Source organism: Micromonospora sp. WMMD1120, from assembly GCF_029626235.1.
Lineage (GTDB): Bacteria > Actinomycetota > Actinomycetes > Mycobacteriales > Micromonosporaceae > Micromonospora.
Genome location: NZ_JARUBO010000005.1, coordinates 1,535,932 through 1,550,223 on the forward strand (window position 1 = coordinate 1,535,932; position 14,292 = coordinate 1,550,223).

Annotated in this window: 12 protein-coding genes; 5 read left to right on the forward strand and 7 right to left on the reverse strand. The window is 72.0% G+C overall.

Annotated features, from left to right (window positions below; all coding sequences use genetic code 11):
• Window positions 1–370 precede the first annotated feature (370 nt).
• A complete protein-coding gene (locus tag O7634_RS07345) occupies window positions 371–709 on the forward strand; it encodes a hypothetical protein (protein ID WP_278149389.1) in 339 nt (112 codons plus the stop codon).
• A gap of 71 nt (window positions 710–780) precedes the next feature.
• Here O7634_RS07345 and O7634_RS07350 read toward each other — a convergent pair whose 3' ends face one another.
• The 4 genes from O7634_RS07350 to O7634_RS07365 all read right to left on the reverse strand — a co-directional run bounded on the left by O7634_RS07350 (window position 781) and on the right by O7634_RS07365 (window position 6,246).
• Complete coding sequence (locus O7634_RS07350) at window positions 781–2,190, reverse strand: class II fumarate hydratase (protein ID WP_278149390.1); 1,410 nt, start codon at window positions 2,188–2,190, stop codon at window positions 781–783.
• Between the two features lie 247 nt (window positions 2,191–2,437).
• Window positions 2,438–4,105 carry a fumarate hydratase gene (locus O7634_RS07355; RefSeq protein WP_278149391.1) on the reverse strand — a complete coding sequence of 556 codons (1,668 nt, stop codon included), beginning with the start codon at window positions 4,103–4,105 and terminating at the stop codon, window positions 2,438–2,440.
• Window positions 4,106–4,220: 115 nt separating this feature from the next.
• A complete protein-coding gene (locus O7634_RS07360) occupies window positions 4,221–5,636 on the reverse strand; it encodes a PQQ-binding-like beta-propeller repeat protein (RefSeq protein ID WP_278153897.1) in 1,416 nt (471 codons plus the stop codon).
• 106 nt (window positions 5,637–5,742) lie between these two features.
• Window positions 5,743–6,246: an Lrp/AsnC family transcriptional regulator gene (locus O7634_RS07365; RefSeq protein WP_278149392.1), complete on the reverse strand. Its 504-nt coding sequence runs from the start codon at window positions 6,244–6,246 to the stop codon at window positions 5,743–5,745.
• Between the two features lie 139 nt (window positions 6,247–6,385).
• Between O7634_RS07365 and hppD the strand changes: the two genes are divergently transcribed.
• The 4 genes from hppD to hisC all read left to right on the forward strand — a co-directional run bounded on the left by hppD (window position 6,386) and on the right by hisC (window position 9,997).
• Complete coding sequence (gene hppD, locus O7634_RS07370; RefSeq protein WP_278149393.1) at window positions 6,386–7,591, forward strand: 4-hydroxyphenylpyruvate dioxygenase; 1,206 nt, start codon at window positions 6,386–6,388, stop codon at window positions 7,589–7,591.
• An 11-nt stretch (window positions 7,592–7,602) separates the two neighbouring features.
• Window positions 7,603–7,725: a hypothetical protein gene (locus O7634_RS07375; protein WP_278149394.1), complete on the forward strand. Its 123-nt coding sequence runs from the start codon at window positions 7,603–7,605 to the stop codon at window positions 7,723–7,725.
• 191 nt (window positions 7,726–7,916) lie between these two features.
• The gene (locus tag O7634_RS07380) at window positions 7,917–8,897 is read left to right on the forward strand and encodes an RDD family protein (RefSeq protein WP_278149395.1); all 981 of its coding nucleotides are present in this window, start codon (window positions 7,917–7,919) and stop codon (window positions 8,895–8,897) included.
• Window positions 8,894–9,997: a histidinol-phosphate transaminase gene (hisC, locus tag O7634_RS07385; protein ID WP_278149396.1), complete on the forward strand. Its 1,104-nt coding sequence runs from the start codon at window positions 8,894–8,896 to the stop codon at window positions 9,995–9,997. The genes O7634_RS07380 and hisC overlap by 4 nt, the downstream gene beginning before the upstream one ends.
• A gap of 67 nt (window positions 9,998–10,064) precedes the next feature.
• Here the strand turns inward: hisC and O7634_RS07390 are convergent, their stop codons facing one another.
• The 3 genes from O7634_RS07390 to O7634_RS07400 form a co-directional block, all read right to left on the reverse strand.
• Window positions 10,065–11,057 carry a hypothetical protein gene (locus O7634_RS07390; protein WP_278149397.1) on the reverse strand — a complete coding sequence of 331 codons (993 nt, stop codon included), beginning with the start codon at window positions 11,055–11,057 and terminating at the stop codon, window positions 10,065–10,067.
• Window positions 11,058–11,079: 22 nt separating this feature from the next.
• Window positions 11,080–11,634 (reverse strand): hypothetical protein, encoded by a 555-nt coding sequence (locus O7634_RS07395; RefSeq protein WP_278149398.1) that lies wholly within the window; start codon window positions 11,632–11,634, stop codon window positions 11,080–11,082.
• 111 nt (window positions 11,635–11,745) lie between these two features.
• Window positions 11,746–14,265, reverse strand: a complete 2,520-nt coding sequence (locus O7634_RS07400; protein WP_278149399.1) for an Ig-like domain-containing protein — start codon at window positions 14,263–14,265, stop codon at window positions 11,746–11,748.
• Window positions 14,266–14,292: the final 27 nt, after the last annotated feature.

A 14,292-nucleotide genomic window follows, 5' to 3' on the forward strand; every position in this document is an offset into this window, starting at 1 on the left:
CCACTCTCCACCCCGCCGACGATCAACTCCACGAGACCACCAGACCGGCGCGGCGCAGTAACAGGACAGCACCGACAGGCAGCGCGAACCCTTCCGAACGTAGTCGCCTCATCACCACACTGTGAAGCGCACCACCGCTCCCCGCCGTTATCCCCGTCGATCTTGCACTTCCGGTTGCCGTTTAGCGGCTCTTATCCATGTTTGCGACAACAGAAACAGCAAGATCGACGGCCCTCCCCGGGCCCAAGCCACTACTTCCCGGATCGAGCACGATCTTGAGGCAGCACCCGGGGAGAACCTACGGTGCCGGCTCCGGGACGGGCGACGGGGTGATGTCACAGACGATTCAGCTCGAAAGGACCGCAACGACATGTCCCGGACCGGTCCGGAGGACCGCACCGCCGCACCCCGCCGACCGCACCTGCCGTTGCGCCCGCTCTGGCTCTGCCGGGTCTGCGCCGCGCCCTGGCCGTGCCCGGTGGCCCGGCTCAGCCTCTGCCAGGAGTACGCGCACGATCGGATCGCGTTGAGCGTCTACCTGTGCGCGGTGCTGCACGACGCGGGGGCGGACCTCTACCGACTCAACCCCCAGGACGGCCCCGACCCGAAGGCGCTCTTCACCCGCTTCCTCGGCTGGGCGGCCCCGCGCGGCGACCCGCACTCGCCGGCACCGCCCACACCACCCACACCACCGCCGAACCCGCGCTGATCCCCGCAAAGCCGCGCTCACCCTCGCCAACCCACGCTGATCCCCCGAAACCGCAACACCCGCTGAGCAGGTCAGGGGTGGGTCATCCGGAGCAGGTCGAGCGTCTCGTCGAGCTGGGTCTCGGTGAGCTTGCCGGAGTCGACGTGCCCCCGGGAGAGCACCACCTCGCGGATCGAGGTCTGCTTGGCCAGCGCCTCCTTGGCGATCGAGGCGGCCTCGTCGTACCCCAGGTAGCGGTTGAGCGGGGTGACGATCGACGGTGAGCCCTCGGCGTACGCCAGGCAGACCTCGGCGTCCGCGACCAGGCCGACCACCAGGCGGTCGGCGAACAGCCGGCTCACCGCGGACAGCAGGCGGATCGACTCCAGCAGGTTGCGGCCCATCACGGGGAGCATGACGTTCAGTTCGAAGTCGCCCTGCGAACCGGCGAACCCGACCGTCGCGTCGTTGCCGATGACCTGGGCGCAGACCTGCCGCATCGCCTCGGCGACCACCGGGTTGACCTTGCCCGGCATGATCGACGAGCCGGGCTGGAGGTCGGGGATGCGCAGCTCGCGGAGGCCGGCCCGGGGGCCGGAACCCATCCAGCGAATGTCGTTGGCGATCTTGTAGAGGCCGACCGCGATGGTCCGCAGTTGCCCCGAGGTCTCCACCAGCGCGTCCCGCGCGCCCTGCGCCTCGAAGTGGTTACGCGCCTCGCTCAGCGGCAGGCCTGTCGACTCGCGCAGCTTGCCGATCACCGCGGCGGCGAACCCGAGGGGGGTGTTGATCCCGGTGCCTACCGCGGTGCCGCCCAGCGGCAGCTCGGCCAGCCGGGGCAGCGAGCCCTCCAGGCGCTCGATGCCGTAGCGGACCTGGGCGGCGTACCCGCCGAACTCCTGGCCCAGGGTGACCGGGGTGGCGTCCATCAGATGGGTACGCCCGGCCTTGACCACCGTCTCGAACTCGGCCGCCTTCGCCTCCAGCGCCGACGCGAGGTGGTTCAGCGACGGCAGCAGATCCTCCACGATGAACTGGGTGGCGGCCAGGTGGATCGACGTCGGGAACACGTCGTTGCTGGACTGCGAGGCGTTGACGTGGTCGTTCGGGTGCACAGGGGCGCCCATCTCGCGGCTCGCCAGAGTGGCGATCACCTCGTTGGTGTTCATGTTCGACGACGTGCCCGAGCCGGTCTGGAACACGTCCACCGGGAACTGGTCGTCGTAACCGCCGTCCGCCACGTGCGCGGCGGCGGCAGCGATGGCCGCGGCGATGGTGGGATCTATCACACCCAACTCTCCGTTGACGGCGGCTGCCGCGCCCTTGATCTGCGCGAGGGCCTTGATCTGGGCCGGTTCCAGGCCCCGGCCGGAGATCGGGAAGTTCTGCACGGCGCGCTGGGTCTGCGCCCGCCACAGCGCCTCGGCGGGCACCTCCACCTCGCCCATCGAGTCGCGTTCGATGCGGTAACCGGTCGCCTCTGGAGTCGTCACGCGTACCATCCTGCCCCGCCGGTCGACGAACCGCAGATGATCCGTCAGCCCGACCCGGGCAGGCGATAGTGATGCGAGAGCGGTCCGACAGCGGGGCGCGGCAGACTCGTAGTGGGTCAATGGTGACGGCATCCAACGGGGGCGGTGCGACCATCCCACTCCGGCGGGGTGGGCGCACCGATGCCGGCCGCGACCGGACGACAGAGGGGGCGCCAGGCGGGCTCGCCCAGCGCCCCTTCTGCTGCTGCCTGTCGGGTCAGCGGCGGCCGACGGTGAGCACCGGCTTGGTGACCTCGGCGAAGAAGTCGTTGCCCTTGTCGTCGACGACGATGAAGGCGGGGAAGTCCTCCACCTCGATCTTCCAGACCGCCTCCATGCCCAGCTCCGGGTACTCCAGCACCTCGACGTGCTTGATGCAGTCCTGGGCGAGACGGGCCGCGGGGCCGCCGATCGAGCCGAGATAGAACCCGCCGTGCCGCTGGCAGGAGCGGGTCACCTGACCGGATCGGTTGCCCTTGGCCAGCATCACCTGCGACCCGCCGGCGGCCTGGAACTTCTCCACGTAGGCGTCCATCCGGCCGGCGGTGGTCGGGCCGAACGAGCCGGACGCGTACCCCTCGGGGGTCTTCGCCGGGCCCGCGTAGTAGACCGCGTGGTCCCGTAGGTACTGCGGCATCGGCTCACCGGCGTCCAGCCGCTCGGCGATCTTGGCGTGCGCGATGTCCCGGGCGACGACGAGCGGGCCGGACAGCGACAGCCGCGTCTTCACGGGGTACTTCGACAGCTCGGCGCGGATCTCGGCCATCGGCCGGTTGAGGTCGACCCGGACGACCGTCTCGGTGTCGAGCGCTTCGTCGGTGACGTCGGGCAGGAACCGCGCCGGATCGGTCTCCAGCCGCTCCAGCCACACACCCGACGGGGTGATCTTGGCAACGGCCTGCCGGTCCGCCGAGCAGGAGACGGCGATGGCCACCGGGCAGGACGCCCCGTGTCGGGGCAGCCGCACCACCCGTACGTCGTGGCAGAAGTACCGGCCGCCGAACTGCGCGCCGATGCCGAAGTTGCGGGTCAGCTCCAGCACCTGCGCCTCCAGCTCCAGGTCGCGGAAGCCGTGCGCGCTCATCGAACCCGCCGTCGGCAGCGCGTCGAGGTACTTGGCGCTGGCGTACTTGGCGGTCTTCAACGCGTACTCGGCGGAGGTGCCGCCGATGACGATGGCCAGGTGGTACGGCGGGCACGCGGCGGTGCCGATCAGCCGCAGCTTCTCCTCCAGGAACTGCATCATCCGCACCGGGTTGAGCAGCGCCTTCGTCTCCTGGTAGAGGTACGACTTGTTGGCCGAGCCGCCGCCCTTGGCCATGAACAGGAACTTGTACGCGTCGGGGTGCCCGTCCGGGTCCTCGGCGTACAGCTCCACCTGGGCGGGCAGGTTGCTGCCGGTGTTCCGCTCGTCCCACATGGTGAGCGGCGCGAGCTGCGAGTAGCGCAGGTTGAGCCTGGTGTACGCCTGGTAGACGCCCCGGGAGATGGCCTCGGCGTCGGCGCCGTCGGTCAGCACGTGCCGACCGCGCTTGCCCATCACGATGGCGGTGCCGGTGTCCTGGCACATCGGCAACACCCCGCCGGCGGCGATGTTGGCGTTGCGCAGCAGGTCCAGTGCGACGAACCTGTCGTTCGGCGAGGCGGCCGGATCGTCGATGATGGCCCGGAGCTGCGCCAGGTGCGTCGGGCGCAGGAAGTGCGCGATGTCGTGCATCGCCTCGGCGGTCAGCGCGGTGAGCGCGGCCGGCTCCACGGTGAGGAACCGACGGCCCCCCGGACCGTGTACGACGTCCACGCCCTCGTCGGTGACCAGGCGGTAGTCCGTCTGGTCCGGGCCGGTCGGCAGCAGAGGGGCGTACGAGAATGCGGCGGCACTGCTCATGAGCGGCAAGCCTAGGGCAGACCGGTCGATCACTCCCACCCGCCGGGCGGGTCCTGGGACGCCGCTCTCATCCACCGCCGGCACGCACGGATCGACGAGCAGGTGAACGCCCCGCTCAGCCGTCCTTGCCGCCGTCCGGCTCCGGGCACAGCTCACCCTTCGGCCCGCAGTCGCCGTTGTTCGTGCCGCCGGGACCGGAGCCGGGACCGGCCGGCCCGGGATTCCCGCCGTTGCCGGGCGGGCGGCCGGGCGATCCACCGGCCGCGCCGAAGCGCACGTAGCCGATCTCCCGCCCCTCGCCGACGATCATGCCCTGCGAGCCGACGGCGAGGGCGTTCGCCGAGGTGCGCAGCGCGGCCAGCTCCTTGCCGTTGCGCGGGTCCACAGCCGTCAACCGGGACGGCTTCTCGTCGGTGACCACCGCCGCGTACGGGGTGAGCGCGGCACCGGATTTACCGGTTGCCGGCCGCGTCCACAGCACCTTCTCGGTGCCCAACTCCCGGGCGACGACCGAGCGCTTGTCGGCGGCCCGGAACACCGCCACCCGGTCGTCGACGGCGATCAGCTTGGTGCCCGGCTCGCCGACCCAGAGCAGCCGCCCGTCGTACCCGTCGATGACCGCCTCGCGACCGTCCGGCCCGACGCCGATCAGCACGTTCCGCGCGCCCTGCGGGTCCTCGCGCTGCACGCAGCCGGCGCTGTCCGCGGTCCGCAGGTTGACCCCGGCCCGCTGCCACGCCTCCTGCCCGGTGGCCGGGTCCCGCGCGGAGATGGCGAAGTAGCAGGCCCCGTCCTGGGAGCGGGCGGCGATCCGCAGCATCCGACCGCCCACCACCGACAGACGCTCGTCGCGGGCCGGCTCGACGTTCTGCAACACCCGACCGGTGGCGGTGTCGACGACGTGCACCCGGCCGTCGACCGGGAAGCCGAGCAGCGGCGGCGCGGTCTCCGCCCCGGCCACCCCGTCGTCGATCCGGGTGGCGGTGAGCCGCCGGGTGCCGCGCAGGCCCGGGTTGTCGGCCAGCAGGCCGCTGTGCACCCCGGGCAGGAACGCGGTCCACAGCGGCGCCGTGCCCCGCGGGTCCCAGGCGCTGAGGGTGCAGTCGGTGGCGTCCGTGCACCGGGCGTCGAGCAGCAGATTCCGGTACGTCCACACGGCCACCGCGTCACCGTCACGTCGCCGGGTCGCCCCGGTGGTGGGGTCGAGCAGCTCGTACCCCTTGACCAGGAGCTTGCCCACGGCGACCACCGAGTCCCGGTCCCCGCCGGCGACCGCGGCCCAGTCGGCCTTGCGCTCCCAGAGCTGCGCGCCGGTGGCCAGACTGCGCGCCTCGACCCGGGTGCGCTGCTCGACCACGACGGCGTCGCCGGCGAAGGTCACGCTGCGCGGGGTGCCGCCGACCCGCTGCTGCCAGACCACGTCGGGCTCGGAGATGGGCTCGCTGCGGTCGATCCAGTCCCACAGGCCGGGGAAGGGGTTCCACACGCCGGTCGCGGCGAGCGCGACGACCACGGCGAGGCCGGCCAGCAGCCCGCCGCGCACCCTCCCCTTCGCCACACCGCACACCGTAGCCACGATCGCGGATCTTTCGTACGCCCGTGCCGCCGTGTCGCCACGCTTTCTGGGCCCGGAGGTGTTACGGCGTCTTCCCCTCGGCGCGGACGGCGCTGCGCACCAGCGGCAGCGTCCGGTAGGGGATCTGCTCGGCCAGCGCGATGATCGTGGAGGCCCGGGTGATGCCGGCGGACGAGACGATCTGGTCGATGACCCGTTGCAGGTCGGTGTTGGAGCGGGCCACGATCCGGCAGAGCAGGTCACTGGAGCCGGTGATGGTGTGCGCCTCCAGCACCTCGGGGATGGCGGCGAGGTGCGCGGTGACCGGGTCGTGGCCCTGTCGCTGGCTGATCTCCAGGGTGACGAAGCTGGTCACACCGAACCCGATCGCGGCCGGGGCGATCTCCGGACCGAAGCCCCCGATGACACCACGCTCGACGAGCTTGTCGAGCCTCGCCTGCACGGTGCCCCGGGCCACCCCGAGCCGCCGGGAGCACTCCAGCACGCCGATCCGCGGCTCCTCGGCGAGCAGTTCGATCAAGCGCACGTCGAGCGCGTCGAGCTGTACATTCTGCTCACCATTCATGGGTGCAGACCATACCGAATGCGCAACCTGACCAGCGTTTCTGTCGACAGTTGCCCACCCGGCACCGGTCCAGCGATCCTCCCCAGAAGAACCGACCACGGCGGCCCACAAGGCCGGCCGGTACGCGAGGGAGCCCATCATGACCCAGGCGATCGACCGACCCCAGTCGACCGAGGACGTCGACATCGACCGGCTCGTCGGTGCTGTCGACCACGACATCAGCCACGACCCGTTCCCGGTCCGGGGCCTCGACCACATCCACTTCCTGGTCGGCAACGCCAAGCAGGCCGCCCACTACTACTCCACCGCGTTCGGCATGACCTGCGTGGCGTACCGCGGGCCCGAGCAGGGCTACCGGGACCACGCCCAGTACGTGCTGACCAGCGGTTCGGCCCGGTTCGTGCTGACCGGCGCGGTACGCCCCGACGCCGACGGCGCCGACCACGTGGCCCGGCACAGCGACGGCATCAGCGACATCGCGCTCGAGGTGCCGGACGTGGACGCCGCGTACGCCCACGCCGTCGCCCAGGGCGCCGCCGGTGTCATCGAGCCGCACGACGTCAGCGACGAGTACGGCACCGTGCGGATGGCCGCGATCGGCGCGTACGGCGACACCCGGCACACCCTCGTCGACCGGTCCCGCTACACCGGCCCGTTCCTGCCCGGTTTCGTGGCCCGGGGCCCGATCGTGGACCGGCAGCCGATGATCGCCGCCGGCATCCAGCCGAAGCGCTTCTTCCAGGCCGTCGACCACGTGGTCGGCAACGTTGAGCTGGGCCGGATGGACGAGTGGGTCGAGTTCTACAAGCGGGTGATGGGCTTCTCCAACATGGCGGAGTTCGTCGGCGACGACATCGCCACCGACTACTCGGCGCTGATGAGCAAGGTGGTGGCGAACGGCACCCGCAAGGTGAAGTTCCCCCTCAACGAGCCGGCGATCGCCCGCAAGAAGTCGCAGATCGACGAGTACCTGGAGTTCTACCAGGGTCCGGGCGCGCAGCACATCGCCGTCGCCACCAACGACATCCTCGCCAGCGTCGACGCGATGCGGGCCGCCGGCGTGGAGTTCCTGGACACCCCGGACTCGTACTACGACGACCCGGAGCTGCGCGAGCGCATCGGCAAGGTGCGGGTGCCGATCGAGGAGCTGAAGGCCCGCAAGATCCTTGTCGACCGGGACGAGGACGGCTACCTGCTGCAGATCTTCACCAAGCCGGTGCAGGACCGGCCGACGGTCTTCTTCGAGCTGATCGAGCGGCACGGGTCGCTCGGCTTCGGCAAGGGCAATTTCAAGGCGCTCTTCCAGGCCATCGAGCGGGAGCAGGAAGCCCGCGGCAACCTGTAACACTTGCGGGCGTGACGCAACCTCCGTCGTATCCGATGCCGCCGGTCGGTGGGCCGCAGCCCACCACCGGCGGCTTCGCGCCGCGCCTCCAGAACCGGTTCGGCACAGCGATCGTCGTTAAGGTGGCGGCGTGAGCGAGCGGAGTGAGCGAACCAGCAGGCTCAGTAGCGTGGCGCCTCGCGCCGTCGCGCAGCGAAGCGGAGCGACGGCGTGAGCGAGCGGAGTGAGCGAACCAGCAGGCTCAGTAGCGTGGCGCCTCGCGCCGTCGCGCAGCGAAGCGGAGCGACGGCGTGAGCGAGCGGAGTGAGCGAAGCGGAGCGACGGCGTGAGCGTGCAACCCGGGTGGTATGTCGACCCGGCCGACCCCGAGACCCGGCGTTACTGGGACGGCGAGGGTTGGCTGGGCGCGCCCATACCTGTCGACGCGACGCCGCCGGACGGTCCGCCGCCGGTGGAGCAGCCGCCCGCGGCAGCGACGCCGCCGACCCCGGTTCCGACGCCCGCCGCGCCGGGCTGGCCGCAGCAGCCGGGGCCGCAGCAGCCGGGCCCACCACCGGGGTACGGCCCGCAACCGGGACACGGACCGGGCTGGGGGCCCCAGGCCGGGCCGCCCGGGTGGGCGCCCCAGCAGGTTCCGCCGGGCTGGTCCGCACCGGGCGGTCAGCCCGGCTGGACCGCGCCGGCCGGTCATCCGGGCTGGCCGGGTCGTCCGCCCGAGCCCCGGCCGCACGGTTTCCGACTGGCCGGCTACGGCCGCCGGCTCACCGCCCGGCTGATCGACTTCGGTCTCGTCTTCGCCCTGAACGTGGTGGTCAACGGCTGGTTCGTCTGGCGTTGGGCGCAGGAGTGGGCACCGTACTGGGAGGAGGTCTTCCGTCGCGCGGCACGGGGCGACACCTCCGCCGAGGGCCTGCCGATGCCCGGGGAGCAGGCCAGCTCCCTGCTGGTGGCGATCCTGCTGATCGCCACCGCGCTCTGGCTGGCCTACGAGGTGCCCAGCATGGCCGCCGGCGGGCAGACCATCGGTAAGCGGCTGATGCGCATCCGCGCGGTGCCGATGGCCGCCGACCAGCCGTTGGGTGTCCGCCGGGCGCTGGGCCGGTGGAGCACCCTGGGTCTGCCCACCCTGCTCTGGTACTGCGCCGGGCTCGGCCTGGTGCTGCAACTCGTCGATGCCCTGTCCCCGCTCTTCGACCACCCGCTGCGTCAGGCGCTGCACGACAAGCGCGCGCAGACGGTGGTGGTCGAGGTCCCCCAGCACACCCCCACGAACGACCGCGACCAGCCCTCGGGAGACACCCCATGACCGACTCCGGACGTCACCAGCCGGCGCTGCGGCTGACCCGCGCCGACCTGGACGCGCTGCCCAACTACGTGCCCGGGCGCAGCCCCGCCGACCTGGCCCGGGAGCTGGGTCTGCCGGAGGCCATCAAGCTGGCCAGCAACGAGGTTCCGTACGGACCGCTGCCCGGCGTGGTGGAGGCGGTCACCGAGGCGGCCACCAGCGCCCACCGCTACCCGGACATGGGCGTGGTGGCGCTGCGCGACGCGCTGGCCGAGCGGTACGGCGTGGACGCGGACCGGATCGCCACCGGCTGCGGTTCGGTGGCGCTCGCCGAGCACCTGGTCCGTGCCACCTGCCTGCCCGGTGACGAGGTGGTCTACTCGTGGCGGTCCTTCGAGGCGTACCCGATCATCGTGGCGACCAGCGGCGCGACCAGCGTGCGGGTGCCCAACGACGCCGGGCACGGGCACGACCTGGCGGCGATGGCCGCGGCGGTGACCGACCGGACCCGGGTCATCCTGGTCTGCAACCCGAACAACCCGACCGGTACGGCGCTGCGCCGGGCCGAGTTGGACCGCTTCCTGGACGCGGTGCCGGACGACGTGCTCGTGGTGATCGACGAGGCGTACCGGGAGTTCGTGGACGACACCGAGGTGCCGGACGGGCTCGACTACTCCGACCGGCCGAACGTGGCGGTGCTGCGCACGCTGTCCAAGGCGTGGGGGCTCGCCGGTCTGCGGATCGGTTGGCTGGTCGCCCAGCCGACGGTGGCCGCCGCCATCCGCAAGGTGGTGACCCCGTTCTCCGCCAGCGCGGCGGCTCAGGCCGGGGCGCTCGCCGCGCTCGCGCAGGCCACCGAGATGGAGCGCCGCTGCGCCCTGGTCGTCGCCGAACGGGAGCGGGTCACCGAGGCGCTGCGCAAGTTCGTGCCCGACGTGCCGACGAGCCGGGCCAACTTCGTCTGGCTGCCGTTGGGTGACCGCGCGGTGGCGTTCGGCAGGGCGTGCGAGGCGCGCGGGGTGATCGTCCGGCCGTTCGCCGGGGACGGGGTCCGGGTGACCATCGGCACGCCGGCCGAGAACGACGCGTTCCTCGCGGCGGCGGAGGCGGCGCTGGCCTGACCGTCCGCCCGGCCCGCTCGGGCAGGCGGGCCGGGCCGGACGGCGGGCGGGGGCGTTGCCGCGCGGCTCAGCTCAGCCGGGGCGCCCGCAGCGGCGGCTGCCGGCGGCGGCGCACCACGAGCAGCAGACCGGCGAGGAGCAGCAGGCCGACGACGAGCGAGCCGCCGACCAGCATCGACAGGTCGTCGAGGCCGAAGGTGCCGGCCGGCTCGCCCGGGTCCGGGAAGGTGATCGTGGCGCTCGCGGTCTCCTTGACCAGTCCGCTGGTCAGCGTGAGGTCCGCCCGCCACGGACCGTTGGGCAGCTTCGGGGGCAGGGCGACGGTGACCGAACCGGATTGCGCCGGTCCCAGCGTGGTCCCGTCGACCACGTCGAACGGACCGGCCCGGACGCCCGCGGGCCCCTCGGCCAGCGAGAACGTGCCGGTCAGGTCCAGCGCCCGGCCGCCGGTGTTGCGCACCGCGACGGCCAGGGTGGCCTGGCCCTCGACAGTGCGACCGGCGGTGAAGTCGCCGATGGCGAAGCTGGACGGCGGCTCCCCGCCCGCGCCGACGTCGAGGTAGACCCGGATGCCCACCCGGTGCACCTGGGTGACGTTGCCGCCCTCCTTCGGCGCCGAGGTGGCAGCGGCCCAGATCACCGCGTACCGCTCGCCGGCCGATGCCTTCTTCGGCACCCGGATCGTGGCGGTCAGCTCCGACTCGTCGCCCGGCCCGAGGGTGACGGTGTCGCGGTCCAGCGACGTCCAGGAGGACAGTTCGTTGGCGCTGCGGCCCTCGCCGAAGCGGAACTGTCCGCCGTCCACCGTCGCGGAGGCCGGATACAGCTCCAGCCGGTAGCGGCTGTCGGAACGGTTGACCACCTTGACCTGGCGGCTGATCGTGCTGCCGGGGGCGAGGTGGTCGATGATGTACGTGTGGGCGCGGGGGTCCGCCCGCCGGTCGACGGGTGCTTCCAGCAGTTGGATACCGATCCTGTCCCGCTCCGGATCGGGCGCGGCCGCCCCGGCGGGTGCCGGGGCAGCCGGGGTGGCGGCGAGCAGCGCGGCCAGCGCCGCCACCGCCAGACGGAGCCCGAACCGGTCAGGCCACCGAATGTGTCACCGTCCCGGTGTAGAGGCCGACGACGGCCGACGCGGGGATGTTGACGTTCAGCGTCGGCGACCAGGCGATGCTGTTGATGCCGGTGCCGCCGGTGTGGGTGAAGGCGACGAGCGGGTTGACGGTGTCCAACGGCTGGGCGTTGGCCGAGGTGAGCTGGCCCGGCGTGAAGGTGCCGTTGCCCTGCTGCTCCGCGCCGGGGCCGGACCAGTAGTCGACCTGGCTGGCCAGGATCCGCTCGCTGGGGCTGCCGCCGCCGGTCTCGAAGTGCGTCGAGGTGACGGTGGCCGTCCACGACGCGTCGGGAGCGCCGCGCTGGTCGGTCACCCGCACGGTGCCGATCGAGCCGCTGAGGACCGTGCCGGGCAGGCCACTGCCGAGGCTGGCCGTCTCGGGAGCGGTGATGTCGAGGCCGGCGCCGACCACGTTGAACGTGACGACGGTGCTGTCGTTCGGGGCGGCAACCGCGGGGGTGGCCAGCGCGAGGCCCGCCCCGACGGCTACGGTGGCGCAGGCCGCCATACGAAGAGAGCGCACAGACTTCCTCACTTCCAGTTCGGTAACGCCGGTAGGCGGAGGCCAGGTCGGCCACATGTCTATTTTATGGATCTATGTCCGCATTGTGCTGTTTTGCTCTTCCTGTACCTCTTACGCGACCGAATGCTCGATCGTCGCCTGGTATGCGCCGGCGACCAGCGACGGGGCCAGCGCCACGGTGAGGCTCGGATTCCAGGTCACCTCGTTCGGGCCGGCGCCTCCGGTCCACCGCGCGGCGATCTGCGCGGTGCCCAGGGCCACTCCCGACTGCGGCAGGAACGTCCCGGTGCCGATGGTCTGCACGGCGGGACCCGAGGAGTAGGTCACCGAGGCGCCCGGCACCGCCCCACCACCGCCCGTGAAGCTGGTGATCGAGACCGTCGCCGTCCAACTGCCGGACTGCGCGCCGCGATCGTCGGTGACCACCACCGCGCCGAGTTCCCCGTTCGCCGCCGGGGCGCCCACCCGCACCGTGGGCAGCGCTGCCGTCTCCGGGGCGCTGATCGAGAGACCGGAACCCGCCGCCGGACTGACCACCACCGTGACCCGCCCGGTCGCCCGACCGTCGCCCGGGTCGCGGACCGTGTATTCGAAGGTGTCCTCGCCGGCGAAGCCCGCCCCCGCCGTGTAGGTGCAGCGCACCGTGTCGCACACGAAGCCGCCGCGGCCGGTGCCGCCGGTCGCCGGCACGACGGAGAGCGGGTCGCCGTCCACATCGGTGTCGTTGGCCAGCACGTCCACCGCCACCGGTGCGGTGCCGGCCGTTGTCGCCCGGTCGGCCACCGCCACCGGCGGGTCGTTCGCGGCGGTGACGGTGATGGTGCCGGCCGCCGTGGCGGACCGCCCGGACGGGTCGGAGACGGTGTAGCTGAAGCCCACCGGCCCGCTGACGTTCGGCGCCGGGACGTAGGTGCAGGCGCCGGAGGGCGCACAGGTCAACGTCCCCTGCGCGGACGGCGTCGACGTGACGGTGAAGGTGACCTCGTCCCCGTCCGGCTCCACCACGAAGTCACGCAGGCTGAAGGTGAGCGCCGTGTCCTCCGCCGTGCCGACCTGGACCGCCTGCGCCTGCGGGCTGTCGTTGATGTCGGTCCTGGTGGGATCTCCTACCCCGGCCGCAGCCGGGTCGTCGGTGAGATCCGTGTAGATGGTGGTCGACGTCGGTGATCCGTAGGTGATGCCCGCCTGGTTGGCGACTGTGACGCCCGGCGCCGGCGCGTCCACCACCCGCACGCGGAAGCGGACCGTGTTCACCGCGCCCGTGACCAGCGTGCCGCCCGCCGAGGCTGTCGCGCCGGTCCCCAGGTTGGCCACCACCCGGTTGCTGGCCGCGACGTAGCCGGCCTGGTCGTCGCCGGCCGCGTCGGTACGGCTGACGCCGTTGACGGCCAACGACCCCGGCACGTACGTGGTGGCCGCCGGGATGGCGTCGGTGAGCTGGACCGCTGTGGCGTTCTCGTTGCCGCTGGACGTGACCGACACCGTGTACTCGATCTGGTCGCCGGGCTCGACGCGGCTGCCGCCACCCACCCGGCCGACGGTCTTCGTGGCGATGACGTCCGGTTCCAGGATGTCGATGGCGGTGAACAGCGCCATCGGCTCGTACGACTCACCACCGGTGCTGAACGCCACGGTGGCGGAGGTCTGCGCGTTGCCGATCGAGCCGGCCGGCGCGGCCAGGTAGTCGATGTCGAAGCCGAGCTGGTTGACGTAGTTCGGGTTCTTCGCTGTCACCCGGGAGCCGAGCCGGGTGATCGAGCTGTTGAAGAAGTTTGTCGCCGGGTTCAGGGCGTCGGTCAACGCCACCCCGTTGAACGAGATCCCGTCGCCGGTCAGCCCGGCGTCCCCCTCCGAGGCGATCGCCCCGATGCGCGCCGTCACAGCGCCCGAGCTGGGGGTACGGAAGCCGGAGATGGTGGTGGTCACCCGGGAGTCGGCGGCGGCGGAGCTGATCTCGGCGTACCCGTCGAAGACCGCCAGATTGCGAAGCGGCTGCGCGGGGTCGCGGATCGCCGCGACCAGCGCCCATCCACCACGCGCGTTGGCGCCCAACGTGGTGGTCAGGCCGCCGACCGTGTAGCTGCCGCTGCCGGTGACGAGCGAGGTCACCTCGGCGAACGCCGAGTACGCGACCCCACCGTTGGTGGCCACCCTGCCGGTGCTGACCTGCCCCTGGAGGGTGCTGTACGAACCGCCGGGAGGAGCGAGGCGGATGCTCGACCGCCCGGCGTCACCGCTCGCGGCGCTGCCCATCCACCAGAGACCGGCCCAGAGCACAGTGGCTCCGGTCGGCACCGTGAGGGTGGCACTGCTGGAGTTGGTCGTCGCGGCGACGCTGTCCACGTCCACGTGGCGGGCGGTGAAGTCGTTGTTGTTGGCGGTGGTGCCGGCCTGCGCGGTGGCACACGTTCCGGCGGGCGTCGAGCAGGTGACCAGTGTGTTGCCGGCGAAGATGACGTCCCCGCGCTCGCTCTCCTGAAAGCGCGGCGCGAACGTCCGGACCAGCGCCGCCGACGCGGGCTGTGCGGGCAGCACCACCAGGCCGCCGAGCAGCACGAGCAGGGCGGCGACGGTGGCCACCATTCGTCGGAGAAACCGCATTGAGGTCCAGCCCTTCAGTCCGCTGTCCACCGACTAGCAGTCTGAAGGATTTATGGC